Origin of the sequence: Microcystis sp. T1-4 (assembly GCF_000297435.1) — a bacterium.
In the GTDB taxonomy this organism is placed as follows: domain Bacteria; phylum Cyanobacteriota; class Cyanobacteriia; order Cyanobacteriales; family Microcystaceae; genus Microcystis.
The window spans coordinates 1-21,267 of the sequence record NZ_CAIP01000040.1; the positions used below are offsets into that span (position 1 = coordinate 1).

At 46.6% G+C, this 21,267-nt stretch carries 30 protein-coding genes; 6 read left to right on the forward strand and 24 right to left on the reverse strand.

Annotation, left to right across the window (positions count from 1 at the left end; translation table 11 throughout):
• The 4 genes from MICAI_RS02165 to MICAI_RS02180 form a co-directional block, all read left to right on the forward strand.
• Positions 1-355: RNA-guided endonuclease TnpB family protein (locus tag MICAI_RS02165; protein ID WP_039899490.1), on the forward strand; the 355-nt coding region annotated here is incomplete at its 5' end.
• A 124-nt stretch (positions 356-479) separates the two neighbouring features.
• Positions 480-782, forward strand: coding sequence for a hypothetical protein (locus MICAI_RS02170; protein WP_008197202.1), 303 nt, complete (start codon positions 480-482; stop codon positions 780-782).
• A gap of 55 nt (positions 783-837) precedes the next feature.
• On the forward strand, positions 838-1,293 hold the full coding sequence (locus tag MICAI_RS02175) for a (2Fe-2S) ferredoxin domain-containing protein (RefSeq protein ID WP_008197204.1): 456 nt from the start codon (positions 838-840) through the stop codon (positions 1,291-1,293).
• Between the two features lie 132 nt (positions 1,294-1,425).
• Positions 1,426-2,100 (forward strand): response regulator transcription factor, encoded by a 675-nt coding sequence (locus MICAI_RS02180; protein ID WP_008197207.1) that lies wholly within the window; start codon positions 1,426-1,428, stop codon positions 2,098-2,100.
• Between the two features lie 376 nt (positions 2,101-2,476).
• On the opposite strand, the gene MICAI_RS02185 is transcribed toward MICAI_RS02180, so the two are convergent.
• A complete protein-coding gene (locus MICAI_RS02185; protein WP_002734165.1) occupies positions 2,477-3,076 on the reverse strand; it encodes an ATP-dependent Clp protease proteolytic subunit in 600 nt (199 codons plus the stop codon).
• A 35-nt stretch (positions 3,077-3,111) separates the two neighbouring features.
• Positions 3,112-3,798: an ATP-dependent Clp protease proteolytic subunit gene (locus tag MICAI_RS02190; protein ID WP_002746650.1), complete on the reverse strand. Its 687-nt coding sequence runs from the start codon at positions 3,796-3,798 to the stop codon at positions 3,112-3,114.
• Between the two features lie 740 nt (positions 3,799-4,538).
• On the opposite strand from MICAI_RS02190, the gene MICAI_RS02195 reads away from it, so the two are divergent.
• Entirely contained in the window at positions 4,539-6,764 is a 2,226-nt protein-coding gene (locus tag MICAI_RS02195; protein WP_008197228.1) for a DNA methyltransferase, read from the forward strand.
• Between the two features lie 658 nt (positions 6,765-7,422).
• Here the strand turns inward: MICAI_RS02195 and MICAI_RS02200 are convergent.
• From MICAI_RS02200 to MICAI_RS02305, 22 genes are all read right to left on the reverse strand, one after another.
• Complete coding sequence (locus MICAI_RS02200; protein ID WP_002753892.1) at positions 7,423-7,989, reverse strand: adenylate kinase; 567 nt, start codon at positions 7,987-7,989, stop codon at positions 7,423-7,425.
• A 71-nt stretch (positions 7,990-8,060) separates the two neighbouring features.
• Positions 8,061-9,380: a preprotein translocase subunit SecY gene (gene secY / locus MICAI_RS02205; RefSeq protein WP_008197232.1), complete on the reverse strand. Its 1,320-nt coding sequence runs from the start codon at positions 9,378-9,380 to the stop codon at positions 8,061-8,063.
• A gap of 331 nt (positions 9,381-9,711) precedes the next feature.
• Positions 9,712-10,155 carry a 50S ribosomal protein L15 gene (gene rplO, locus MICAI_RS02210; RefSeq protein WP_002780095.1) on the reverse strand — a complete coding sequence of 148 codons (444 nt, stop codon included), beginning with the start codon at positions 10,153-10,155 and terminating at the stop codon, positions 9,712-9,714.
• Between the two features lie 10 nt (positions 10,156-10,165).
• Positions 10,166-10,687: a 30S ribosomal protein S5 gene (rpsE, locus tag MICAI_RS02215; RefSeq protein ID WP_002757584.1), complete on the reverse strand. Its 522-nt coding sequence runs from the start codon at positions 10,685-10,687 to the stop codon at positions 10,166-10,168.
• A 26-nt stretch (positions 10,688-10,713) separates the two neighbouring features.
• On the reverse strand, positions 10,714-11,076 hold the full coding sequence (rplR, locus tag MICAI_RS02220; RefSeq protein ID WP_008197243.1) for a 50S ribosomal protein L18: 363 nt from the start codon (positions 11,074-11,076) through the stop codon (positions 10,714-10,716).
• Between the two features lie 3 nt (positions 11,077-11,079).
• Positions 11,080-11,640 carry a 50S ribosomal protein L6 gene (gene rplF / locus MICAI_RS02225; RefSeq protein ID WP_008197245.1) on the reverse strand — a complete coding sequence of 187 codons (561 nt, stop codon included), beginning with the start codon at positions 11,638-11,640 and terminating at the stop codon, positions 11,080-11,082.
• A 105-nt stretch (positions 11,641-11,745) separates the two neighbouring features.
• Positions 11,746-12,147: a 30S ribosomal protein S8 gene (rpsH, locus tag MICAI_RS02230; protein WP_002734721.1), complete on the reverse strand. Its 402-nt coding sequence runs from the start codon at positions 12,145-12,147 to the stop codon at positions 11,746-11,748.
• Positions 12,148-12,390: 243 nt separating this feature from the next.
• Positions 12,391-12,930: a 50S ribosomal protein L5 gene (gene rplE, locus MICAI_RS02235; RefSeq protein WP_008197247.1), complete on the reverse strand. Its 540-nt coding sequence runs from the start codon at positions 12,928-12,930 to the stop codon at positions 12,391-12,393.
• A gap of 54 nt (positions 12,931-12,984) precedes the next feature.
• Positions 12,985-13,338, reverse strand: coding sequence for a 50S ribosomal protein L24 (rplX, locus tag MICAI_RS02240; RefSeq protein ID WP_008197248.1), 354 nt, complete (start codon positions 13,336-13,338; stop codon positions 12,985-12,987).
• A 72-nt stretch (positions 13,339-13,410) separates the two neighbouring features.
• Positions 13,411-13,779 (reverse strand): 50S ribosomal protein L14, encoded by a 369-nt coding sequence (rplN, locus tag MICAI_RS02245; RefSeq protein ID WP_002732358.1) that lies wholly within the window; start codon positions 13,777-13,779, stop codon positions 13,411-13,413.
• A 20-nt stretch (positions 13,780-13,799) separates the two neighbouring features.
• Complete coding sequence (rpsQ, locus tag MICAI_RS02250) at positions 13,800-14,042, reverse strand: 30S ribosomal protein S17 (protein WP_002734070.1); 243 nt, start codon at positions 14,040-14,042, stop codon at positions 13,800-13,802.
• A gap of 6 nt (positions 14,043-14,048) precedes the next feature.
• A complete protein-coding gene (gene rpmC, locus MICAI_RS02255; protein WP_002746608.1) occupies positions 14,049-14,267 on the reverse strand; it encodes a 50S ribosomal protein L29 in 219 nt (72 codons plus the stop codon).
• Entirely contained in the window at positions 14,267-14,686 is a 420-nt protein-coding gene (gene rplP / locus MICAI_RS02260; protein WP_002780088.1) for a 50S ribosomal protein L16, read from the reverse strand. Before rplP ends, rpmC begins: the two co-directional genes overlap by 1 nt.
• Positions 14,687-14,716: 30 nt before the next feature.
• Entirely contained in the window at positions 14,717-15,445 is a 729-nt protein-coding gene (gene rpsC / locus MICAI_RS02265) for a 30S ribosomal protein S3 (protein WP_008197249.1), read from the reverse strand.
• Positions 15,446-15,468: 23 nt separating this feature from the next.
• Positions 15,469-15,828: a 50S ribosomal protein L22 gene (gene rplV, locus MICAI_RS02270; RefSeq protein ID WP_002746605.1), complete on the reverse strand. Its 360-nt coding sequence runs from the start codon at positions 15,826-15,828 to the stop codon at positions 15,469-15,471.
• Between the two features lie 153 nt (positions 15,829-15,981).
• On the reverse strand, positions 15,982-16,263 hold the full coding sequence (rpsS, locus tag MICAI_RS02275) for a 30S ribosomal protein S19 (protein ID WP_002753908.1): 282 nt from the start codon (positions 16,261-16,263) through the stop codon (positions 15,982-15,984).
• A 30-nt stretch (positions 16,264-16,293) separates the two neighbouring features.
• Positions 16,294-17,127: a 50S ribosomal protein L2 gene (gene rplB / locus MICAI_RS02280; protein WP_002771036.1), complete on the reverse strand. Its 834-nt coding sequence runs from the start codon at positions 17,125-17,127 to the stop codon at positions 16,294-16,296.
• Positions 17,128-17,160: 33 nt separating this feature from the next.
• On the reverse strand, positions 17,161-17,466 hold the full coding sequence (locus tag MICAI_RS02285) for a 50S ribosomal protein L23 (RefSeq protein ID WP_002746599.1): 306 nt from the start codon (positions 17,464-17,466) through the stop codon (positions 17,161-17,163).
• Positions 17,456-18,088: a 50S ribosomal protein L4 gene (gene rplD, locus MICAI_RS02290; protein ID WP_008197253.1), complete on the reverse strand. Its 633-nt coding sequence runs from the start codon at positions 18,086-18,088 to the stop codon at positions 17,456-17,458. Before rplD ends, MICAI_RS02285 begins: the two co-directional genes overlap by 11 nt.
• Positions 18,089-18,108: 20 nt before the next feature.
• Positions 18,109-18,747 carry a 50S ribosomal protein L3 gene (gene rplC / locus MICAI_RS02295; RefSeq protein ID WP_002796429.1) on the reverse strand — a complete coding sequence of 213 codons (639 nt, stop codon included), beginning with the start codon at positions 18,745-18,747 and terminating at the stop codon, positions 18,109-18,111.
• A gap of 594 nt (positions 18,748-19,341) precedes the next feature.
• A complete protein-coding gene (locus MICAI_RS02300; protein ID WP_008197259.1) occupies positions 19,342-19,680 on the reverse strand; it encodes a P-II family nitrogen regulator in 339 nt (112 codons plus the stop codon).
• 184 nt (positions 19,681-19,864) lie between these two features.
• Positions 19,865-20,350, reverse strand: a complete 486-nt coding sequence (locus MICAI_RS02305; protein WP_008197262.1) for a DUF4079 domain-containing protein — start codon at positions 20,348-20,350, stop codon at positions 19,865-19,867.
• 198 nt (positions 20,351-20,548) lie between these two features.
• Between MICAI_RS02305 and MICAI_RS02310 the strand changes: the two genes are divergently transcribed.
• Complete coding sequence (locus MICAI_RS02310) at positions 20,549-21,208, forward strand: phosphoribosyltransferase (protein WP_008197264.1); 660 nt, start codon at positions 20,549-20,551, stop codon at positions 21,206-21,208.
• The last annotated feature ends 59 nt before the right edge of the window (positions 21,209-21,267 follow it).

A 21,267-nucleotide genomic window follows, 5' to 3' on the forward strand; every position in this document is an offset into this window, starting at 1 on the left:
CCCCAAGTTATCTCAGGCAATATCTGATGTAAGCTGGGGTGAAATCACCCGACAATTAGCCTATAAATGCCGTTGGTATGGCAGAAATTACATCGAAATAGATAGATGGTTTCCTAGCTCTAAAAGGTGTAGTAATTGCGGGTATATTGCTGAGAAAATGCCGTTAAATGTTCGAGAATGGGACTGTCCAGACTGTGGAACACACCATGACCGAGATGTTAACGCTAGTAAAAATATTTTGGCCGCAGGGCTTGCGGTGTCAGTCTGTAGAGCGACCATAAGACCAGAACAGAGTAAATCTGTTAAGGCAGGTGCGAAAAATCCTTCGGGACAGAAGCAGAAACTCAAATCGTGAGGTTTGGGAATCGCCGTCCGTTTACGGCGGTGAGGATGTCAATGTTACATTAATTCTGCGTCAACCCCTGTCAACCCCAATCATCGATAGAATAGGGATGAAGTGTTAATTAGCTTGAGTGTTTATGCAGTCTCCCGAACCGTTCGATACTAAATATACCCCAGAAGCAGTGGAAGTGGAAATTGAAACCGACGATTTCCCCCCCATTGATACCCCGGTTAGTTTCGCTACCACCCTCGAAAAAGTGAAAACTTGGTATGGCAGCCTGTCCACACCGGCACAGGTAGTGGTGGCAGTGGCGGGGGTTTTTGTGGCTCTTTCGATTTTAACGGCGATTTTACGGCTAGTTAGCGCAGTTTTAAGCGCTTTAATCCTCGCCGCTATCGTTTATCTCATCTATCGTTACATCCTCAAACCGAAAGTTTAGTCGGCCATGCACATTTTCTGTTCAATGTCAAGAGTTTAGTTGATAAAAAAAATTTATGGAAGAAGCGGACACCAGAGATATCTTAGGGGAAAATGTGGCTAAGTTGGGATTGGCCCAGATCCAGCGTCATCTATTTCTCTGCTGCGATCAGACTAAGCCAAAATGTTGTGACAAGCAAGAAGGGTTAGAAGTGTGGGATTATTTAAAGAAGCGGTTAAGTGAATTAGAACTCGATCGTCCTAGGTCCGACCGTCCGGGTTGTGTTTTTCGCACTAAAGCCAACTGTTTGCGGGTTTGTAGCCAAGGACCGATTTTATTAGTGTACCCGGAAGGGGTCTGGTATGGAAGGGTAAACAAGGAAGCGATCGAAAGAATTATCCAAGAACACCTAATCGGTAATCAAATCGTCACCGAATATGCTTTCCTTCGCCACGATTTACCAGCAATTTCTCTGAACTGTCCAGAAGAAGAACCCGAAACAATAGAGGAAAACAGGGTTAAAACTAACTGAAATCACTGATTCGATCGATTAAGATAAGTAGCTAGACACAATTAATTGCACATATCTAACTACCTGTTGCCTCTTGCCTATCGATCCTTTGTCCGTCTCCATTCCCCCAACCCTGCAGCCCGGAAAATAGCGATGAAAGAGACCAACAAAGACAATAAACAACTTTTATTAATCGACGATGACCCAAATTTAATACTTTTGGTGAAAGATTATCTAGAGTTTCGTGGTTATAGGGTGACAACCGCAGAAAACGGTCTTGAGGCCCTGGAAATCCTCGAACGCGGGGCAAATACTGCCAAAGCATCGGAAATCCCCGATATGATTATCTGTGATCTGATCATGCCGGAAATGGACGGTTATGCCTTCCTCGAAAAAATTCGTCGGGACAGTCGTTTTAGTGGCATTCCCGTGATTTTTCTCTCCCCTGAGGGGGACAGTCAGGACAAGGTAACAGGTGTAACCGCCGATGTCTATATGGTCAAACCCTTTGAACCGGAAGAATTAGTGGCCCGGGTGGAGTCTTCCCTTAAACAAGCGGGCCGGTTGCTGAAACGCAGCACCCGCATCCATTCCCCGGATGTCACCCCTGTTCAAGTCCAGGGTAATGTGGAATTAACCCCAACGGAGTTGAAAGTAGTACAATTGGTCGCCCAAGGACTGGCTAATCGGGAAATCGCCGCAAAACTCAATGTTAGTCAACGGACAATCGAAAGTCATGTGTCGAATATGCTTCATAAAACCGGTCTTCATAATCGCACGGAATTGGCCCAATGGGCGATCGAAAGTAATAAGCTGTTGACTATCTAGAGCTTGCTGAAAAACTTTTTTAGCATACCCTAAGTAAGTTGGTCTCTTGGAACGAAACCCAACAGATACCCTCTTAAATCAACAGAAGCGAGTTTATTTTTTTCTAATTTCTGCTACTTTTGATACAGATTTTTTAGTTTTTTTATAGTATGGGAGTCAGGTTTATTCCCTCAATATCAGAAAAAAAAAGAGCCTCTCTTGGCCCTTGGCTGAAAAATGTTCACAATGTCACATTATGGGCGCAAGCAGTTCGATAAACTGACTGACCACGTTGCGCCCCTACATTGCAGCTGCTGTGATTGGTAGGGACCCATAGCGTACGCCCTTCATTTGGGAGTTAGAACAGGTTTCTCGCCTGTTCTAACCTCTGACTGACTTAAGCCGGTCTTCCCTCCACCACCTTATCGATTAAACCGTAGGCGACGGCTTCCTCGGCGGAGAGGAAATAATCGCGGTCAGTGTCTTTTTCGATGCGTTCGATGGTTTGTCCAGTGCGATTAGCCATAATTTCGTTTAATTGCTGGCGAATACGCAGGATTTCCTTAGCTTCAATGTCGATATCCGTCGCTTGCCGGCGCCCGGTTCCGCCCATGGGTTGGTGAATCATAATCCGCGCATGGGGAAGGGCGAGACGCTTACCCGGACTACCGGAAGCCAGTAAAAATGCCCCCATAGAGGCCGCTAATCCCACACAAATAGTCACCACTTCCGCTTTGATGTACTGCATGGTGTCGTAGATGGCCATACCGGCGGTAACGGAACCCCCCGGCGAGTTGATATAGAGATAGATGGGTTTAGTGGGGTCTTCTGAGTCGAGATAAAGCATTTGGGCCACAAGGGCATTGGCTAACCCGTCGGTGACTTCCTGCCCCAAAAAAAGAATGCGTTCCACCGAAAGACGGCTGTAAATGCTAATCCACTGTTCGTATTGGCTACCCGGCAGACGGTAGGGAACTTTTGGCACACCGATAGGCATAATTGGTAACAACTCCTGCTAATTTGTAATAAATCTTAACTAACTTGGGCGAGGGGTTTCGGTAGTTCCTTGCGACTTTCGAGAACGCGATCGATTAATCCGTAGTCTTTCGCCTGTTGTGGGGTGAGATAGAAGGTGCGATCCATATCTTTCGCCAGTTTTTCGGTGGTTTGACCCGTATTTTTCGAGAAAATTTCCAACATCGTCTGTTTGTTGGCGATTACCTCCTTGGCACGAATCTGGATATCGGTGGCTTGTCCCTGGGCCCCGGTGCGATTTTGGTTGAGAACAATGGTAGCGTGGGGCAAGGAGGCGCGAAAACCCTTGGTTCCCGCAGAAAGAATCATCGCTGCAGTTCCCATGGCCTGTCCGATACAGATAGTATGAACGGGAGGTTTAATGTAGTTGAGGGTGTCACAGATGGCGAAAGCTTCCGTTTCGTAGCCGATCGCGTCGCCAGTGTACCAGGATGTGCCGGTAGAGTTGATATAGAAGAAAATCGGTTTTTCGGGATCGTCAAATTGCAGGTAGAGCAGTTGGGCGATAATTAATTCCGTCACGTCCACCCCGACATTGCGCTTGACATCATCGGAGGAAAATAAGGGCAACCCCAGATAGACAATTCTCTCTTTGAGCAGGAGAGATTCTAAGTCCGGTGGTGGTGTCCGATAGGCTGCATCCCCATAATAGGCAGTTTGTACCGCTTTAATCACTGAGTTCATCGAGTTTTTCCGTCATACACAGTATCCTGCTTTTGATTTTAACGTAATCGGGTTGACCGATTGCGTGGGGGTATTTTTAGCTAGGTTCTTCCCCCAAGAATCTCTCATCGACTCCCCGCAGATCTAATACTAAATCCGGTTATTAAAGACTGATTATCTATTGCCCCTATTGCAAGAGTGCCTATTGCAAGAGTGACTTTTGCCTGTCATCATAATACTAAATCCTGTTTAAAAAGTATAAGAGAGTGGGGGGAGTGAGAAGTGGGTTTTTAAAGTTGGATTGGGAGTTAATCAGACTATTAAAAACGGATTTTGTATGACTAGAAGCGGGTTGAAACTGGACTTCTACTCGATTACGATATATTTTAGGAAGCCTGTCTAACTCATATTGTTGAGGCATCGTCAAAGATACTCTATCCACCTTGTCTAGAGAAACCGCCAGAACGGGCAACGCCAGAACAAATGTCAAATCCTGTCATCAGCTGCCCGCGCATTTAAATTGCTTGTTCAGATGAGGCAAGGGGCAAGACCCCTGCCCCCTCAACCCCCCGACATCGGGTAGGGCAGGGGCGGGGTTGGGGGGGTGGGCGAGATGTAGCTCATCTAAGGATAGGCGGTTAAGATGCGTCTTAGCTTACCCAACTTCACGGCAGGTTAATGGTAAGTGTTCAAAGTTAATCGGTCTGATTTTCCCCTGAGTAAGGAAGATTTATCGAAACTATCACAAACAATGCTAACCCATGAATCATATTTTTTCTGCTATTGATTTTCAGGCAATTAAAAATAACCCTAACTTTAAGGAAGACAGCGTTAGAGAAGTGATTATTTTGCCTCTTTTAACAAGTTTGGGCTACCGAGAAGATAATATCGAAAGAAGTAAAACCCTACGGCATCCCTTTTTAAAGGTTGGCAGTAAAAAACGTCCGATAAATTTAATTCCTGACTATGTTCTCAAAGTTAATCAAAGTTATGCTTGGGTATTAGAGGCTAAAAAACCAACGGAAAATATCTACGAAGGTGATTCAGTAGAACAGGTCTATAGTTATGCGAGTCATCCTGAAATCAGAAGTAATTATTTTGCTCTTTGTAATGGCCTAGAATTTAGTTTATTTAAGACCCTCGATACCAGTACACCTATCTTATATTTTTCCCTTGATGAAATTACCTATAGTTGGCAAGAGTTGACCCAGTATTTAGCGCCAGATAGATTTCAAGTGGGGAAAAGTTTTAGTTATCAAAGCCATTCCCCAATCAGTCGCAAAACTTTTGACTACTCAAGTCGTCCCTTGTTAGAACCAATTGAAGTAAAAAAACAACAAGCTAAAAGACATTTTGGTGTTCATGGATATTTTACTAAACAAGCATGGAATGTGGTGGCAGAATATATTAAAAACTTCAGTCAACCGGGAGATGTCATTCTTGATCCTTTTGGCGGTAGTGGAGTGACGGCAATTGAAGCTTTAATGAATAACCGCAAAGCGATTAGTATTGATATTAACCCTCTGGCTATTTTTCTTGTTAATTCTTTAATTAGTCCCGTTGATTTTGATGATTTAAGTCAAGCTTTTGAACGAGTTAAATTAGCTTACCAAGAGCGAGAACCCCAAACCAAAGAGGAAATAACAAAGGCACTCAATACCTATCCCTATCCCGAAGGATTGAAACTGCCTAAAGGTTCTGATGTGGCTACTGTTGAACAGTTATTTAGTAACAAACAATTAGCTCGACTAAGTTTATTAAAACATTTGATTAAACAAGAACTAAACGAGAATGTTAGAGAGTCTTTATTGTTAGTTTTTTCCAGTACAATCAATAAGTATAATTTGACTTTTCATTACACAAGAAGTGCGGCGGGGGGTGATAGTTCTGTATTTAGATATTATCGGTATAGAATTGCTCATGAACCTGGAGAAATGCCCTTAATAAAAATTTTTGAAACTAAATTTAAAAAACTTGTTGCAGCTAAACAAGAAATGGAGTTTTATCTTAATAAAAAAACTATTGATAACGCAACAATTGTTAAAGGAACAGCGACAGACTTAAGTTTTATTGAAAATGAAAGCGTTGATTATATTTATACCGATCCTCCCTACGGAAAGAAAATTCCCTACTTAGATTTATCAATAATGTGGAATGCTTGGTTAGATTTAGAAGTGACGGAAAAGGACTATCAATTAGAAGCTATTGAAGGTGGAACAATCCAAAAAAGTAAACAGGAATATAATCAATTAATTGCCCAAAGTATTCGAGAAATGTATCGGGTTTTGAAATTTGAGCGATGGTTATCCTTTGTCTTTGCTCACAAAGATCCTGAGTTTTGGCATTTAATTTTAGATACCGCAGAAAGTTGCGGATTTGAGTATGTGGGAGCAGTGCCACAAAAAAATGGCCAAACTAGCTTTAAAAAGCGGCAAAATCCCTTTACAGTTTTATCAGGACAGTTAATTATTAATTTTCGGAAAGTTCGTAGTCCTAAAGCAGTAATGAAAGCTAACTTAGGCATGGATATAACCGAGATTGTCATGCAAACTGTTGAAGGAATTATTGCTAAAAATGATGGGGCAACCCTAGAACAAATTAACGATGAATTGATTATTAAAGGTTTGGAATTAGGGTTTTTAGATTTACTAGCAAAGGAGTATTCAGACTTGACTCCAATTTTGTTAGATAATTTTGATTATGAGGAAAAAACTGAATTATATACCATCAAAAAAGACAGTAAGTTTAAGTCAAAAATCGATGTTAAATTGAGAATTAAATACTATTTGATTAGCTATTTGAGAAGGATGGAAAGAGATAATAAAAGCTCTAGTTTCGATGATATTGTTTTTAATATATTACCTCTGTTAAAAAATGGCACAACTCCCGAAAATCAGACGATTCTAAGCGTCCTCGAAGATATTGCCCAGAGAGTTGGTGATGATAACTGGCGCTTAAAACAAGAAGGACAATTGAGTTTATTTTAAATCCAGTGGCAGCACACTTTGTTCTTTTTGTCAAAAAAACTTTCTCTTTGCAACAAAACTACACAATTAATTGATCAACGGGTTGGCTTAAAAAAGGCTCTTTAACTGCCATTTATTGCTGTTGCTGAATAGGTGAGTGTAGATTTAGCAAGGGTTTTCAGGATCAACAGATAGCTAAAACCCTAAAAAGCACAGAACATCCCATCATTTCATACTGCGAAATTATACCATAATCGCTGGAAGTATTGCAAACTCGTAAACAAATGAGAATTTTTTTCAATAAATTCCTAAGAAAAGGTAAATATTGCGAAATGTAAATTTTAATATGCTTAACTATTAAAGCTTGTTTGATATAAAAAACTTATAATACTAAATCCGTTGAGTAACGCACAGAAAACGGGTTTCTCCGAGAAACCCGTTTTCTACTCAGGCACTCATGCAAGAGGCAAAAGAGGGAATAAATAATCAGTTTTTAATAACTGGATTTAGTATAAGTAGGGAGGCACAATTATTTGTAGGATGGGTTAGCGGTAGCGTAAACTATGCGGGCGTTGGGTTTCATGCTTCAACCCAACTACTGATCACTGATTACTGATAACTGATCACTGATTACTGATGACTGATTACTGATGACTGAATTGATGATCTGAGAGAAACTTTAAACAGGAGTCACAACTGCTGTTAGAGCGGCAGTAACTGCGTCCATCGGTTGATTACCGTCGATATGGTTAAGAGTGCCTTTTTGACCGTAATAATCTAAAACGGGGGCAGTTTGGTCGATATAAACCTGTAGGCGACGGGCGATCGTTTCTTTAGTATCATCTTGACGACCGCGTTGCATGAGACGCTCAATTAAGACCGTATCTGGTACAGCCAAATTAACCACAAATGTGTAACTATCGGCCAATTCCTCCAGTAATGCGTCTAAAAAGCTCGCCTGTGCCACCGTGCGGGGAAAACCGTCAAGAATCCAACCCTTAGCACTGTCAGGCTGTTTTAAACGTTCCTGAATTAAACCTAATAACAACTCATCGGGGACTAATTCGCCCTTTTCCACATAAGCTTGTGCTTGTTGACCAAGTTCTGTCTTCTCTGTAATTGCTTGACGTAAAATTTCACCGGTAGAAATATGGGGAATCGTCAGAGATTCCGCTAATTTTGCCGCTTGAGTACCTTTTCCCGATCCGGGCGGTCCCAAAAATATCACACCGATCCGTTTGCTCATGGGATTAAATATAGGGTTTTAAGGGAAAAAATAACCAGTAACCGCTAAAAGGTCACTGGCTAACTATCTAACTACTTTTTAATCATGTCCTCATAGCGTTGAGACATGACATAGGTTTGAATTTGTTTCGCCGTATCGATCGCCACCCCCACCAGAATTAACAGGGAAGTTGCCCCCAAACCGCGAAAAGTGGTGACACCGGTGGCGCTTTCTACTACAGTCGGCACAGTAGCCACCAAACTTAAAAAGAGAGCGCCCAAAAGGGTGAGACGATTCAGCACCCCTTCCAGATAATTAGTAGTAGCGGTCCCCGGTCGAATCCCCGGAATACTGGTCCCCATTTTTTTCAGGTTTTGGGACATATCCTTGGGGTTAACGATCAGGGAAGCGTAGAAGAAACTAAAACCGAGAATTAGTAAGCTATAAAAAGCCACATAACCCCAACTATCGGGACGCAGGGCATTAACCAGCTGGACTAAAACCTGACCGACCGGGTTATCCGTGGGTAAAGCTTGCACCAATTGGAAAGGTAAGACCAACACTGCCGAGGCGAAAATAATCGGCATCACGCCCCCTTGATTGAGTCGTAGGGGTAGATAACTGGTTCTTTCCCGATAGAGACGACGACCCACCTGACGACGGGCAGAAACAATAGGAATCCGACGGGTTCCTTCCTGAACAAAAACAATGCCGATAATCATCACCAAGAAAACCAGCAAGAGAATCACCACTTGAGCGATCGCTTGTCGTCCCCCCTGTTGAGCAAAAGTAATCGTATCACCGAGGGTTTTCGGCAAAACGGCGACAATGTTGACAAAAATCAGCAAAGATGCTCCATTTCCCAGACCGCGTTCTGTGATCAGTTCCGAAATCCACATCACGAACATAGAACCGGCCACTAAAGCGAGAACCGTAGCGGCGATCGAGGGTAAAGTTCCAGCCACAACACCGTTAGCCACCAATAAACCGAGAGTAATACCGATACTTTGAATAATTGCCCAACCAAAGGCAACATAACGGGTAATTTGGGCAATTTTTCGCCGTCCTGCCTCTCCTTCATTTTTCTGTAAATCTTCCAAAGAAGGAAGGGCAGCGGTGAGCAGTTGCACGATAATTGAGGCGTTGATATAGGGAAGAATGCCGAGGGCAAAAATCCCTAACGTCGATAATCCTCCCCCGGTAAACAGGTCAAGGATTCCCAAAGCGGCGTTACTTTGAATAATTTCTGCTAATCTTGCCCGATCCAAACCGGGGATCGGTACAAACATCCCAAAACGGAGCAGAACCAGTAAACCCAATGTAATCAACAAGCGACCGCGTAAACCAGCCGCCTGTGCCATTTGCATAAACGTTTCCTGTGCCGTGGGAGCCTTATCACGACTGACGACCATTAACAGTTACCTCTAGTGCAGTTTTTTTATGGGAAAAAGTAATCGAGGGGGAAAACTTTCTCGATTTTTTTAAGATTTCCCCTGTCTTTCTTATGATATAGCAATCCGGTCTTGGGGATTGGGTGTTAGGGTGTGGGGTGTCGGGTGTGGGGTGTCGGGTGTGGGGTGTAGGGTGTGGGGAGAACAGAGCTGCCCTTTACCTTTTACCTTTTGCCTTTTGCCTTTTGCCTTTTGCCCTTTACCTTTTACCTTTTGCCTTTTGCCCTTTACCTTTTGCCTTTTATCTCCTGTCTCCTGCCTCCTGTCTCCTGTCTCCTGTCTCCTGTCTCCGTTAAATTTCTTCCCAAGTCCCTTGAGCGGCGGTAATTTTCTCTTTAGCACTATTGCTAAAAGCGGCGGCCTTCACCTTGAGGGGAACGGTAATTTCACCATCACCCAAAACTTTTAAAGGGCCGTCATTACTGGTGAGAATTTTAGCTTTTAGCAGACTTTCCAGGGTAACTTCCGTATTAGCGGGTAAAGAAGCCAATTTTCTCAGATTAACAATCGTGTATTGACGGGGGTTAACCAAAGGAAAATGCTTTAATTTGGGAACCCGACGATAGAGGGGCATTTGTCCCCCCTCAAAACCGGGACGAGTCCCCGTCCCAGAGCGAGATTTTTGTCCGCGCATTCCCAGACCGCAACTAGCGCCCTGGCCGGCCGAGACACCCCGGCCCACACGACGACGGCGTTTAGTTGACCCCGGTTGGGGGGCGATTTCGTGGAGTTTCATGGTGATTTCTCTAGGTGTACAAATGTTCTACAGATACGCCTCGATCCTTGGCCACTTCCGAGAAAGTACGGAGAGTTTCCAGGGCGTTAACGGCGGCTCTAGCGTTATTGAGGGGGTTATCGCTACCGAGTTGTTTAGCGAGGATATTTTTCACCCCGGCTAGTTCTAAAACGGTACGGACAGCACCCCCGGCAATAACCCCAGTCCCCGGGGCAGCTGGACGCATAAGCACCTGAGCGCCACCGGAAGCCCCCCGGGTGAGGTGAGTGATAGAACTAGCCTTAGTTAAGGAGACTTCAATTAGTTGTTTTTTGCCATCGGCCACGCCTTTACGGACAGCCCCGATAACGTCCCCTGCTTTGCCAACTCCCACTCCCACCTGGCCGTTTTCATTACCGACCACGACAATAGCCCGGAAGCTGAGTTTTTTACCACCCTTAACCACTTTACTAACCCGGCGAATCTGGATGACCCGCTCTTGCCAAGTGGTTTCTTTTTCTTTTTCGCGGTTGCCCTTGCGACGTTTTGCCATAGTTTTATCAGTGTTGAAAGGATATTTTAGAAGTTTAAACCGGCTGACCGAGCCGCTTCTGCTAAGGCTTTGACGCGACCGTGATAGAGATTGCCACCGCGATCAAAAACCACTTGTTCGATGCCTCTTTCTAGGGCCCGTTGGGCCACCAGTTTACCCACGGCTGCCGAAGCTTCTTGGGTAGCGGTGGATTCTAATTCCCCGCGCAAGCTGGCCTCTAGGGTAGAAGCGGCCGCGAGGGTGTGTTGGGCTACGTCGTCGATAATTTGGGCGTAGATGTGGTTATTAGAACGAAATACGGATAAACGGGGCCGTTCAGCAGTGCCATTAATTTTGCGACGCACACGCTGGTGACGACGACGGACTGATTCTTTGCGACTAAGTTTCATGGTTTATTTTTTACCTCCTTTACCGCCTTTACCGCCAGCTTTACCCACTTTGCGACGGACGACTTCACCAAGATAGCGAATCCCTTTTCCTTTATAAGGTTCGGGGGGACGAACTTCGCGGATTTTAGCGGCGGTGTTACCGACGGCTTCTTTGTCGATGCCACTGACGATAACTTGGGTGCTGTTCTCTACGGCGACGGAAACACCATCGGGCATCTCCATTTCCACGGGTTTACTGTAGCCGACGTTAAGAACTAATTTACCATCCTGCAACTGGGCGCGGTAGCCCACCCCTTGGATATCGAGGCGTTTTTGAAAACCAGTCGCGACTCCTTCTACCATGTTGGCCACTAGAGTTCTACAGAGTCCGTGGCGTTCTCTGGCAGTACGGGAATCGTCTTGACGGGTAACGAGCAGGGTTTCGCCATCTTTATTGATGGCGACGGCGGTGGGTAGGGTTCTCTGGAGAGTTCCTTTAGGCCCCTTCACCGTCACGGTAGCACCATCGATATCGACGGTGACTTGATTGGGAATAGGAATCGGGCGTTTGCCAATACGAGACATAACAGTTATCAGTTATCAGTGGGTCAGATATCCCGGAAGAGTTATCAGTGGGTCAGCTATCGGGTTTAAACTTGGAAAGGCTGACGGCTGATAGCTTATCCTTGTTTACCAGATGTAGCAAAGGACTTCGCCGCCAACGTTTTGTTTACGGGCCTCGCGATCGGTCATAATGCCTTTAGAGGTGGAAACAATGGCGATGCCAATGCCACCGAGGACGCGCGGTAAGTCTTTACTGTTGGAATAAACTCGTAAACCGGGTTTACTGACTCTGGTGAGGGTAGTAATGATCGGTTGACGGTTTTTGCCTTTATATTTGAGGGAAAGCACTAATTGAGATTTAATCCCCTCACCCACTTCCTCAAAGTCAGCAATAAAGCCTTCGTCCTTGAGAACTTGAGCAATACTGCGCGTCATCCGCGTGGTGGGAATTTGAGTAGTGGTCTGCCGAACCGCGCAAGCGTTACGGATGCGGGTCAGCATATCCGATATGGTATCGTTAGCAGACATGAATTACCTGTTTTTCTCCTAAATTGGGATCAACATCAGTGGTCAGTTATCAGTTATCAGTTATCAGTTATCAGTTATCAGTTATCAGTTATCAGATTTGAGTATTAAGTGAGTAGTATTAAATAGCAGTTTCCTGCTGTCTTTTCACTGAATCACTGTTTACTGTTTGCTGTTCACTGTTTACTGTTTGCTGTTCACTGTTCACTTATTTACCGGTCACTGTTTACTTTTCTCTTGATTGATTTATCTAAAGGGCATTCCCATCTCTTTGAGGAGGGCGCGTCCTTCTTCGTCGTTTTTAGCGGTGGTGATGATTGAGATGTCCATCCCGCGAATTTGATCGATTTTGTCGTATTCAATTTCGGGGAAGATCAACTGTTCACGAATGCCTAAACTGTAGTTACCACGACCATCAAAACTGTTACCGCTGATACCGCGAAAGTCGCGAATGCGTGGTAAGGCCAGATTAATGAGACGGTCTAAAAAAGCGTACATTCGATCGCCGCGCAGTGTCACCATCACACCCACGGGCATTCCTTCGCGAATTTTGAAGCCAGCGATCGCTTTTTTGGCTCTAGTCACTACTGGTTGTTGTCCGGTGATGGTGGACAGTTCCTCCTTGGAAGACTCCAAAGCTTTGGCATTTTGTGAAGCTTCCCCAAGACCGCGGTTAACAGTAATTTTGATAACTTTAGGTACTTGGTGGACATTGGTATAACCAAATTGTTCTTTCAGTTTCGGAACAATGGTTTCTTGATAGGTGGTTTTTAGTCTTTGGCTCATAGTTTTGCTGCTTACTTTTCCTGGGCTTGGTCAGGAACTAGAATTGATAGGAAACTAATCGATAATTTCGCCAGTTTTCTTCAGTATCCGCACTTTCCGACCGTCTTCGGTAAAGGTATAACCCACCCGACTGGCGATTTTTTTCTTCTCGGAATAAAGCATCACTTTGGAACTGTGAATCGGTGCTTCGTAGGTAACGATTTGACCCGATTCCCCTTCCTGTTGGGGTTTAGTATGTTTGGTGCGGATATTAACTCCCTTGACCACCACGGTACTTTCTTGGGGTAAAGCCCGTAAAATTTCGCCCACTTTGCCCTTATCGGAACCGGCGATTACCTGAACGACATCCCCTTTTTTAACGTGCATTTTTTGCCTTTGGGGTGGGGTTTGACTGTTTTTCTTACTCATTTTTTTTGACCTCAAAGTGTGAAAAGTTTTAGACTAGCCATCAGCCAATTGCCTTGGTACTTTTCACTTTGATCAGAGAACTTCTGGGGCTAAGGAAACAATTTTGGTGTAGTTTTTATCGCGCAATTCCCGAGCGACCGGACCAAAAACCCTAGTACCTTTGGGATTACCGTCATTATTAATAATCACGGCGGCGTTATCATCAAAACGGATGCTCATACCGCTATCGCGACGGACGGTTTGACGGGTCCGCACAATCACCGCCGTCACCACATCGGATTTTTTCACGGGCATATTGGGGATAGCGTCCTTAACCACGGCGATAATTTTGTCACCGATGCCACCGTAGGTACAGTTACCTGTTCCCAGCACCCGCAGACACATCAGTTTCCGCGCCCCGCTATTGTCAGCGACATTTAAGTAGGTTTGTTGTTGAATCACGGTTTTTACCTAGGTGAAATTTAACTATCGGTTAATATTTCCGCCACTTCCCAACGTTTGGTTTTACTGAGGGGGCGGGTTTCACGAATGCGAACTCGATCGCCTTGTTTGGCTTGATTTTCTGCGTCGTGAGCCTTAAATTTCTGGGTTTTTACGACGATTTTGCCGTATTTAGGGTGAGGAGAGCGGTTTTCAATGGCTACCACTACGGTTTTATCCATTTTGTCGCTGACCACTACCCCAACTCTTTCTTTAACTGCCATAGCGGGTTATGCCTCCGGGGTGGACTGGGCTAGTTGGCGCTCTCGTTCTACGGTCAATAATTGGCCGAGACGGTGGCGGGTGTGTTTGAATTCGTGGGTTTTTTCCAAGCGGCGGGTGGCCTGTTGCAAACGCAATTCAAACAGTTTCTTTTTGGCATCGAGGATAGCGTCGGCGATGTCGTCATCGCTCATCTTCCTCACTTCGGCGATTTTTGGTAGAGCCATTAGACAAAATCCTCCTCGCGAGTGATAAATTTGGTCTTAATTGGTAATTTTTGAGCCGCTAGGCGCATTGCTTCCCGGGCTATCGGTTCGGCTACCCCGGCAATTTCAAACATAATGAACCCCGGTTTAACCACGGCTACCCAGAATTCGGGGGAACCTTTCCCGGAACCCATCCGAGTTTCTGCGGCCCGTTGGGTGACGGGTTTATCGGGAAAAACGCGGATCCAGATTTTGCCACCCCGACGAATATAACGAGTCATTGCCCGTCTGGCCGCTTCGATTTGACGGGAAGTAATCCAACAGGGTTCGGTGGCTTGCAGGGCGAAATCGCCGAAATTAATCGTATTTCCGCCGGTGGCCAGCCCGCGCATCCGTCCGCGCTGTTGTTTGCGGAATTTTGTTCTTTTGGGACTTAACATGAGCTATTTACCACTGATAAATATTAGGGATCAGCCCTCACTAGAGCGATCTTCAAACTGTTGACGGCGACGCTGTTGACGGCGCGGTGCTTGAGCGGGAACGGCGGCGGCAATTTCTTCTTGGCCGGGGATAATTTCGCCCTTAAAGATCCAAACTTTCACGCCTAGAATCCCGTAGATAGTGCTGGCGGTTTTATAGGAGTAATCGATATCGGCCCGCAGGGTATGCAGGGGAACTCGTCCTTCCCGCACCCATTCGGTGCGAGCGATTTCTGCCCCGTTGAGACGGCCGCTAACTTGAATTTTGATCCCTTTGACTTCGGCCCTTTGCGCCCGTTGGATGGCTTGCCGCACCACACGACGGAAGGAAACCCGTCTTTCTAGTTGTTGGGCGATGTATTCGGCGATCAGGTTGGCATCGGCATCAACGCGAGCCACTTCGATGACGTTAATGCGAATTTGACGCTGGCCACCGAGGGCTTTTTGCAAACCTAGGCGCAGCTGTTCGATTCCCGTGCCACCACGACCGACGACGACCCCGGGGCGAGCGGTATGGATGGAAATATCTACTTGATCGGCCTTGCGTTCGATGCGAATATCGGCGATACCTGCATTAGAGAGGTTTTTTTCGACGTAATCACGAATACGGCGATCTTCTTGCACTAATTCGGGGTAACGTTTCGCGTCGGCATACCAGCAAGATTTGTGATCTTTGATAACGCCGAGACGAAAACCGAGGGGATGGATTTTTTGTCCCATTGTGGTTTTTTTAGTTAAGGTGATTAGTCTTTGTTGCTAGGAGCGACGGCGACGGTGATATGACAGGTGGGTTTGCGAATTTGGTAGGCGCGGCCTTGGGCCCGGGGTCGAAAACGTTTTAGGGTCGGACCGCCATCGGCAAAGGCTTGGCTAACCACCAAAGTGGCGGGATCGAGTCCTTCGTTATTTTCGGCGTTGGCAACAGCGGAACGCAGGACCTTCAGGATCGGGTCACAGGCCCGGTAGGGCATGAATTCGAGAATAATTAGGGCTTCCCGATAGGAGCGACCGCGGATCTGATCGAGTACCCGTCTGACTTTCAGGGGTGACATCCGAATATAGCGGGCGATCGCTTTGACTTCGTTAGAGGTATCGATGGTCATTTCAGTTATCAGTTATCAGTTAGGTAGGGTGGGTTAGGCGACGACAACTTATAAGACTTAGTTATTAATTTATCTAGTCGCCGTAACCCACCATCTCATGGTTATCTGAACGCTGACCGGGGGCTGACGGTTTTAAGATAACCGCCCACCGATCTATTTCCGTCCTGCTTTTTTGTCGCTCTTGGCGTGGCCGCGGAAGGTGCGGGTGGGAGCGAATTCACCGAGTTTATGACCGACCATCTGCTCGGAAACATAGACGGGAACGTGCTGTTTGCCGTTGTGAACGGCGATCGTGTGACCGACCATATCGGGAATGATTGTCGAGGCCCGGGACCAAGTTTTAATCACTTGTTTACTGCCCTGGGCGTTGAGTTTTTCGATTTTTTCCATCAGGTGGCCGGCGACAAACGGCCCCTTTTTCAGTGAACGACCCATAATTTTCAGTCAAAAGTAAAGTAATAATTTCTAACCCTGGTTACGACGGCGCACGATCAGATCGCTACTGCGTTTTTTCTTGTTGCGAGTTTTGCGACCGAGGGCGGGTTTACCCCAGGGAGTCATCGGGCCAGAACGTCCGATCGGAGCGCGACCCTCTCCACCTCCATGCGGGTGATCCACTGGGTTCATGACGCTACCCCGAACATGAGGCCGTTGACCCCGGTGACGGGTACGACCGGCTTTACCGAGACTGATGTTTCTAGCTTCGGCGTTACCGACTTTTCCGATGGTGGCGTAGCATTCACGCCGGATCATGCGTACTTCTTTGGAGGGGAGGCGGATGGTAACATAATCGCCTTCTTTGGCTACCACTTGGGCGAAACCACCGGCGGCCCGCACCATTTGACCACCGCGACCGGGGACGAGTTCGATGTTATGAACTTCTGTCCCTAGGGGGATGCGACTTAAAGGGAGGGCATTACCCACCTCGAAGGGAGCGTTTTCTCCAGCGATGACGGTATCACCAACGCCTAAACCAGCGGGGGCGATGATGTAGCGTTTTTCCCCGTCTTTGTAGAAAAGCAGGGCAATGCGGGCGTTACGGTTAGGATCGTATTCGATCGCCGCTACTGTGGCGGGAATATCCCGTTTATCGCGACGAAAATCGATAATCCGGTAGAGGCGTTTATGGCCACCGCCCCGGTGACGACTGGTGACGACACCGCGATTATTACGCCCTTGTTTGCTGTGTTTGTGATGAGTTAGGGACTTTTCCGGTTCGGTTTTGGTGATCTCCTTAAAGTCGGAGATGGCCGCCTGCCTTGTCCCGGGGGTTAAAGGTCTAAAAGAGCGAATACCCATAGTTTAGTTTTCCGTTATCGGGTTTCTTGGTGGTTATACGTCGGGATAGAGGGCGATCGAGTCGCCTTCGGCTAGGGTCACGATCGCACGTTTGTATTGGGGTTTGTAACCGAGGAAACGGCCGACGCGTTTTTTCTGACGAGAGGGGCGGCTGGTGTTCACTTTCGTTACTTTCACGTCAAACAGCAATTCGATCGCCGCTTGAATTTCCGGCTTAGTCGCTTTCAAGGCGACATCGAAGACGTATTTATTTTGTTCTAGGAGTAGGGTGGCTTTCTCGGTCACGATCGGCTTTAGGATCAGATCGGCGAGTTGCCTGGCTTCAGTTTTAAGCACCATAGACCTCCTCAATTTTGGCTAGGGCTGCGGCGGTGGCGATAACTCGATCGGCTAGGAGGACATCATAGACGTTGAGACTATCGGCGCGAATAATTTTGAGATTGCAGATATTACGTCCCGATAAATAGACATTTTCGGGAATTTCCGTCAAAATCAGCAGAATTTTTTCCTCTGGACTGGCTCCCCAGCGACTTAAGGCAGCGGTGAGTTCTTTGGTTTTGGGTTGGGAGAATTGTTCGGCGAAGCTTTCAACCACGATAAAGTTATCGGCCTGGCTGATCAAAGCGGTTCTCAGGGCTAATCTTTTCTCTTTGCGATTGACCTTAACCTCAAAATCTCTCGGTTTTGGTCCGAAGATGACACCGCCACCACGCCAGAGGGGAGAACGGATCGAACCGGCCCTGGCACGACCGGTGCCTTTTTGCCGCCAGGGTTTGCGACCACCGCCGCGCACTTCCGAGCGGGTTTTGCTGGAGGCATTACCTTGGCGGGCCGCCGCTAGATGGCTGATGACGACGCGGTGAATTAGGTGTTTGGCGGTTTCGGGTTTAGCGGTTTTCAGTTCCAGGGTGCCTGTTCCCGCTTCTTCCCCTTGCCAATTTTTGACTGTGTAGTTAACCATGGCTTTAATCTTTCCTTGCCCTATTTGCCAAATTTCTTGGCGGGGGTGATGTTTAACAGGGTTCCTGGTTTGCCCGGGACGGCTCCTTTGATCAGGATCAGGTTGCGTTCGCTATCGATTTTGACCACGGACAATTTGCGGATGGTCACTTGGGTGGCTCCGTATTGTCCGGCCATTCTCTTACCCGGGAAGACGCGGCCGGGGGTAGTACCGGCACCGGTGGAACCGGGGAGACGGTGGTTTTTGGAACCGTGGGTCATGTTACCGCGTTTGAAGTTATGGCGTTTTTGATAGCCGGAGAAACCCCGTCCGATGGTGGTTCCGGCCACATCGACTAAATCCCCCTCTTGGAAGATGTCGGCGGTAATTTCTTGGCCTAAGGTGTAAGCGGATGCGTCCTCGAGGCGGTATTCGATTAAATGCCGCAGGGGGGAGACACCGGCTTTGGCTAAATGACCCAGCAGCGGTTTATTGAGGGCTTTTTCTTTGACGGTTTTGTACCCCACTTGGATGGATTCATAACCGTCGGTTTTTTTAGTTTTGACTTGGGTGACGGGACACGGACCGGCTTGAACGACGGTGACGGGAATGGCGACTCCCGTTTTGTTGTCGAAGATTTGGGTCATGCCCAGTTTTGTACCGAGGATACCGATAGACACGGATTGTTCTCTTTATCTTTACTAGACGACAATCAAAAATAACGTGGCCGTGGCTATAGGAGCGGGAAAAATCTTTCCCGCTTTATCAGCCTGCCCAACTTGAATGACTTTTTTGGAGTTATTTAAGCTGGCATCCCGTTAAATTCGTAAGTGAGACTAGACAGGTTTGCTGGTTCTGCCTAGATTGTTGCTGGTCTTTGTTTCTTCGGGACTTAAAGGGTTTATCTTCAGTATCCAGGCGAAGACCGACTGGCCAAGACGCCGCTGCTTGGCAGTGCCTTTAGCACCACCTAACACCGATTTTGGCCACGATCAAACATTATATAATATTTGTGACTTTTTAGGCAAGAGGTTTTTTTAGTTACCTGAAATGATCAGAGCTAGTCTGGTCAAATTACCTGTGAGCAGTCTTCCCCAGCGATGGGAGCAGACCGAGCCAAGAGATTTAATTATAGTAGTTATCTTAATAGTGAGGTAGAAAGTTTTCGTTTTGGGGAATCAGTGGTCGATACCAAATTAGGTTACAATTCTTGAGGGGAAACACTGTCAATGGGGGGGGATGACAGCATTGTACTATCATCCCCTGTCGGGGGGTTAAATCGCTTCGAGGTCTTTTTCTCCGGTACGGATGCGGACGATCTGTCCCACGGGGGAGACAAAGATTTTACCGTCTCCGATTTCACCAGTACGCGCCGCCGAAATCAGCTTATCGACGACCATATCGACTTGGTTATCTTCGACGACGATCTCGATCTTGAGTTTTTGGAGAAATTCGACGGTGTACTCGGAACCGCGATAACGTTCCGATTGACCTTTCTGACGACCGAAACCTCTAACTTCGGAGACGGTCATGCCGACAATGCCCGCGTTAACTAGGGCGATTTTCACCTCTTCAAGTTTAAAGGGTCGGATAATCGCTTCTACTTTCTTCAAAATATCTATCTCCTCGTTGCGTGACGATACTTTACTTTCTTGGTAAATTACCTGTTAATTCTAAACGCAGAATCCCGACAAGAGCGCTTAAAGTCATAATTTCTTCAATTATTGGCCTTGGCCACAGTCTGCCGCCGTGAAAAATTTCCAGGTGGGAATTGGCCCACCCGAAGCCATAAACCAACTAGAGAGATAATCCTAACTGAAGACCAAAAACACCGTGAACTAGCAGTAAAATCAGGGCAATACTGCCGATATAGGCGTGAATAGTCCGGAAAAGTTCTTTTTTGCCGCCAGCGAAGCCAGTAAGGGATAATAATCCATTGAAAGCTAATAAACCGATCGCGGCGGATCCTGTCCAGAAATGGCTGCTTTCCAGGATGGGATGTTTCTGCATGACTAGGGATAAAATACCGCCGGTGTAACCGAGAGCGATAAATAAAAACAGCCAGGGGGCGAGTTTGCGGTGATCAGCCCGATTTTTGGCCACTACTTCCCCATCTTGGCTTAAACGGCTTTGCCAACCGGCATAGGCAGTATAACTACCCATAACTAAAACCACAATTCCCATCATGACTGGATGTCCCCAATGAACGATCGGTTCGGGAGTTCCGAGACTGCGAAAGGCGGCGGCGATCGGCTCTAGCGCATCACTTAAACTTTGATTCATGTTTGTTACCCAACTTTACAAAACCCTTTTGCCTAAGATTTTAGCCGATCTCCGGTCTGGAAAAACTGCGGTTAGCCGAAAAAATGTCAAGCCTTCGCTAAATTTCTTAACATTTCCGCTAGAGATGAGCGGAGAAATATAGAATAAAGGCAGGGGAGACTAGGGATCCCCACGGGGATTAACCCCTAGGAGGGCATTATGACTTATCTGCTCAAAGATCGGCGGTCGGCTGGGAGACTATTAGCTATTTACTTGACAGAATATACCAATAGTGCTAGGGCGCTGGTTTTGGCCTTGCCCCGGGGGGGGGTTCCGATCGCCTTTGAAATTGCCCAAAGGTTACATTTACCCCTAGATCTGTGTTTGGTGCGAAAATTAGGTGTACCAGAGCGAAAAGAGTTAGCTTTTGGGGCGATCGGTCAAGATGGTGTGCGGGTAATCAATGAAAGTATCGTTGAAGACTTGCACCTATCGCAGGCGATGATGGAACGGGTAGCAAAGGAAGAAATGATCGAATTAGAGCGACGGGATCGCTTGTATCGAGGGGAGCGACCCTTTCCAGACGTGACGGGAAAAACGATTATTCTAGTAGATGATGGTATCGCTACGGGAGCAACGATCAAAGCGGCGATTCTGACCCTGAAAGCTAGAAACCCCGCTGCTATTATTATTGCCGTTCCTATTGCGCCAGTGGAAGTGTGTGAGCAATTAGAAAAATTAGTCGATCGAGTAATTTGCCTACATAAACCCTACGAATTGAGATCGATTTCTCTTTGGTATGATGACTTTTCCCAAACCAGCGATGAGGAAGTGCAAACACTGTTGGCCAGCGTCGATAGTTCTTTGATTCAAGTTTAAGGAATTATGAATTATGAATTATGAATTATGGTTCTTGGCTCTTCGTTACTTGCTATGGT

What these genes read in the sequence shown, in the direction of transcription:
- MICAI_RS02170 (WP_008197202.1), top strand. Translation starts at nt 480, where the DNA reads ATGCAGTCTCCCGAACCGTTCGATACTAAATATACCCCAGAAGCAGTG.
- MICAI_RS02175 (WP_008197204.1), top strand. Translation starts at nt 838, where the DNA reads ATGGAAGAAGCGGACACCAGAGATATCTTAGGGGAAAATGTGGCTAAG.
- MICAI_RS02180 (WP_008197207.1), top strand. Translation starts at nt 1,426, where the DNA reads ATGAAAGAGACCAACAAAGACAATAAACAACTTTTATTAATCGACGAT.
- MICAI_RS02185 (WP_002734165.1), bottom strand. Translation starts at nt 3,076, where the DNA reads ATGCCTATCGGTGTGCCAAAAGTTCCCTACCGTCTGCCGGGTAGCCAA.
- MICAI_RS02190 (WP_002746650.1), bottom strand. Translation starts at nt 3,798, where the DNA reads ATGAACTCAGTGATTAAAGCGGTACAAACTGCCTATTATGGGGATGCA.
- MICAI_RS02195 (WP_008197228.1), top strand. Translation starts at nt 4,539, where the DNA reads ATGAATCATATTTTTTCTGCTATTGATTTTCAGGCAATTAAAAATAAC.
- MICAI_RS02200 (WP_002753892.1), bottom strand. Translation starts at nt 7,989, where the DNA reads ATGAGCAAACGGATCGGTGTGATATTTTTGGGACCGCCCGGATCGGGA.
- secY (WP_008197232.1), bottom strand. Translation starts at nt 9,380, where the DNA reads ATGGTCGTCAGTCGTGATAAGGCTCCCACGGCACAGGAAACGTTTATG.
- rplO (WP_002780095.1), bottom strand. Translation starts at nt 10,155, where the DNA reads ATGAAACTCCACGAAATCGCCCCCCAACCGGGGTCAACTAAACGCCGT.
- rpsE (WP_002757584.1), bottom strand. Translation starts at nt 10,687, where the DNA reads ATGGCAAAACGTCGCAAGGGCAACCGCGAAAAAGAAAAAGAAACCACT.
- rplR (WP_008197243.1), bottom strand. Translation starts at nt 11,076, where the DNA reads ATGAAACTTAGTCGCAAAGAATCAGTCCGTCGTCGTCACCAGCGTGTG.
- rplF (WP_008197245.1), bottom strand. Translation starts at nt 11,640, where the DNA reads ATGTCTCGTATTGGCAAACGCCCGATTCCTATTCCCAATCAAGTCACC.
- rpsH (WP_002734721.1), bottom strand. Translation starts at nt 12,147, where the DNA reads ATGTCTGCTAACGATACCATATCGGATATGCTGACCCGCATCCGTAAC.
- rplE (WP_008197247.1), bottom strand. Translation starts at nt 12,930, where the DNA reads ATGAGCCAAAGACTAAAAACCACCTATCAAGAAACCATTGTTCCGAAA.
- rplX (WP_008197248.1), bottom strand. Translation starts at nt 13,338, where the DNA reads ATGAGTAAGAAAAACAGTCAAACCCCACCCCAAAGGCAAAAAATGCAC.
- rpsQ (WP_002734070.1), bottom strand. Translation starts at nt 14,042, where the DNA reads ATGGCAGTTAAAGAAAGAGTTGGGGTAGTGGTCAGCGACAAAATGGAT.
- rpmC (WP_002746608.1), bottom strand. Translation starts at nt 14,267, where the DNA reads ATGGCTCTACCAAAAATCGCCGAAGTGAGGAAGATGAGCGATGACGAC.
- rplP (WP_002780088.1), bottom strand. Translation starts at nt 14,686, where the DNA reads ATGTTAAGTCCCAAAAGAACAAAATTCCGCAAACAACAGCGCGGACGG.
- rpsC (WP_008197249.1), bottom strand. Translation starts at nt 15,445, where the DNA reads ATGGGACAAAAAATCCATCCCCTCGGTTTTCGTCTCGGCGTTATCAAA.
- rplV (WP_002746605.1), bottom strand. Translation starts at nt 15,828, where the DNA reads ATGACCATCGATACCTCTAACGAAGTCAAAGCGATCGCCCGCTATATT.
- rpsS (WP_002753908.1), bottom strand. Translation starts at nt 16,263, where the DNA reads ATGGGTCGTTCACTGAAAAAGGGGCCGTTTGTCGCCGGCCACCTGATG.
- rplB (WP_002771036.1), bottom strand. Translation starts at nt 17,127, where the DNA reads ATGGGTATTCGCTCTTTTAGACCTTTAACCCCCGGGACAAGGCAGGCG.
- MICAI_RS02285 (WP_002746599.1), bottom strand. Translation starts at nt 17,466, where the DNA reads ATGGTGCTTAAAACTGAAGCCAGGCAACTCGCCGATCTGATCCTAAAG.
- rplD (WP_008197253.1), bottom strand. Translation starts at nt 18,088, where the DNA reads ATGGTTAACTACACAGTCAAAAATTGGCAAGGGGAAGAAGCGGGAACA.
- MICAI_RS02305 (WP_008197262.1), bottom strand. Translation starts at nt 20,350, where the DNA reads ATGAATCAAAGTTTAAGTGATGCGCTAGAGCCGATCGCCGCCGCCTTT.
- MICAI_RS02310 (WP_008197264.1), top strand. Translation starts at nt 20,549, where the DNA reads ATGACTTATCTGCTCAAAGATCGGCGGTCGGCTGGGAGACTATTAGCT.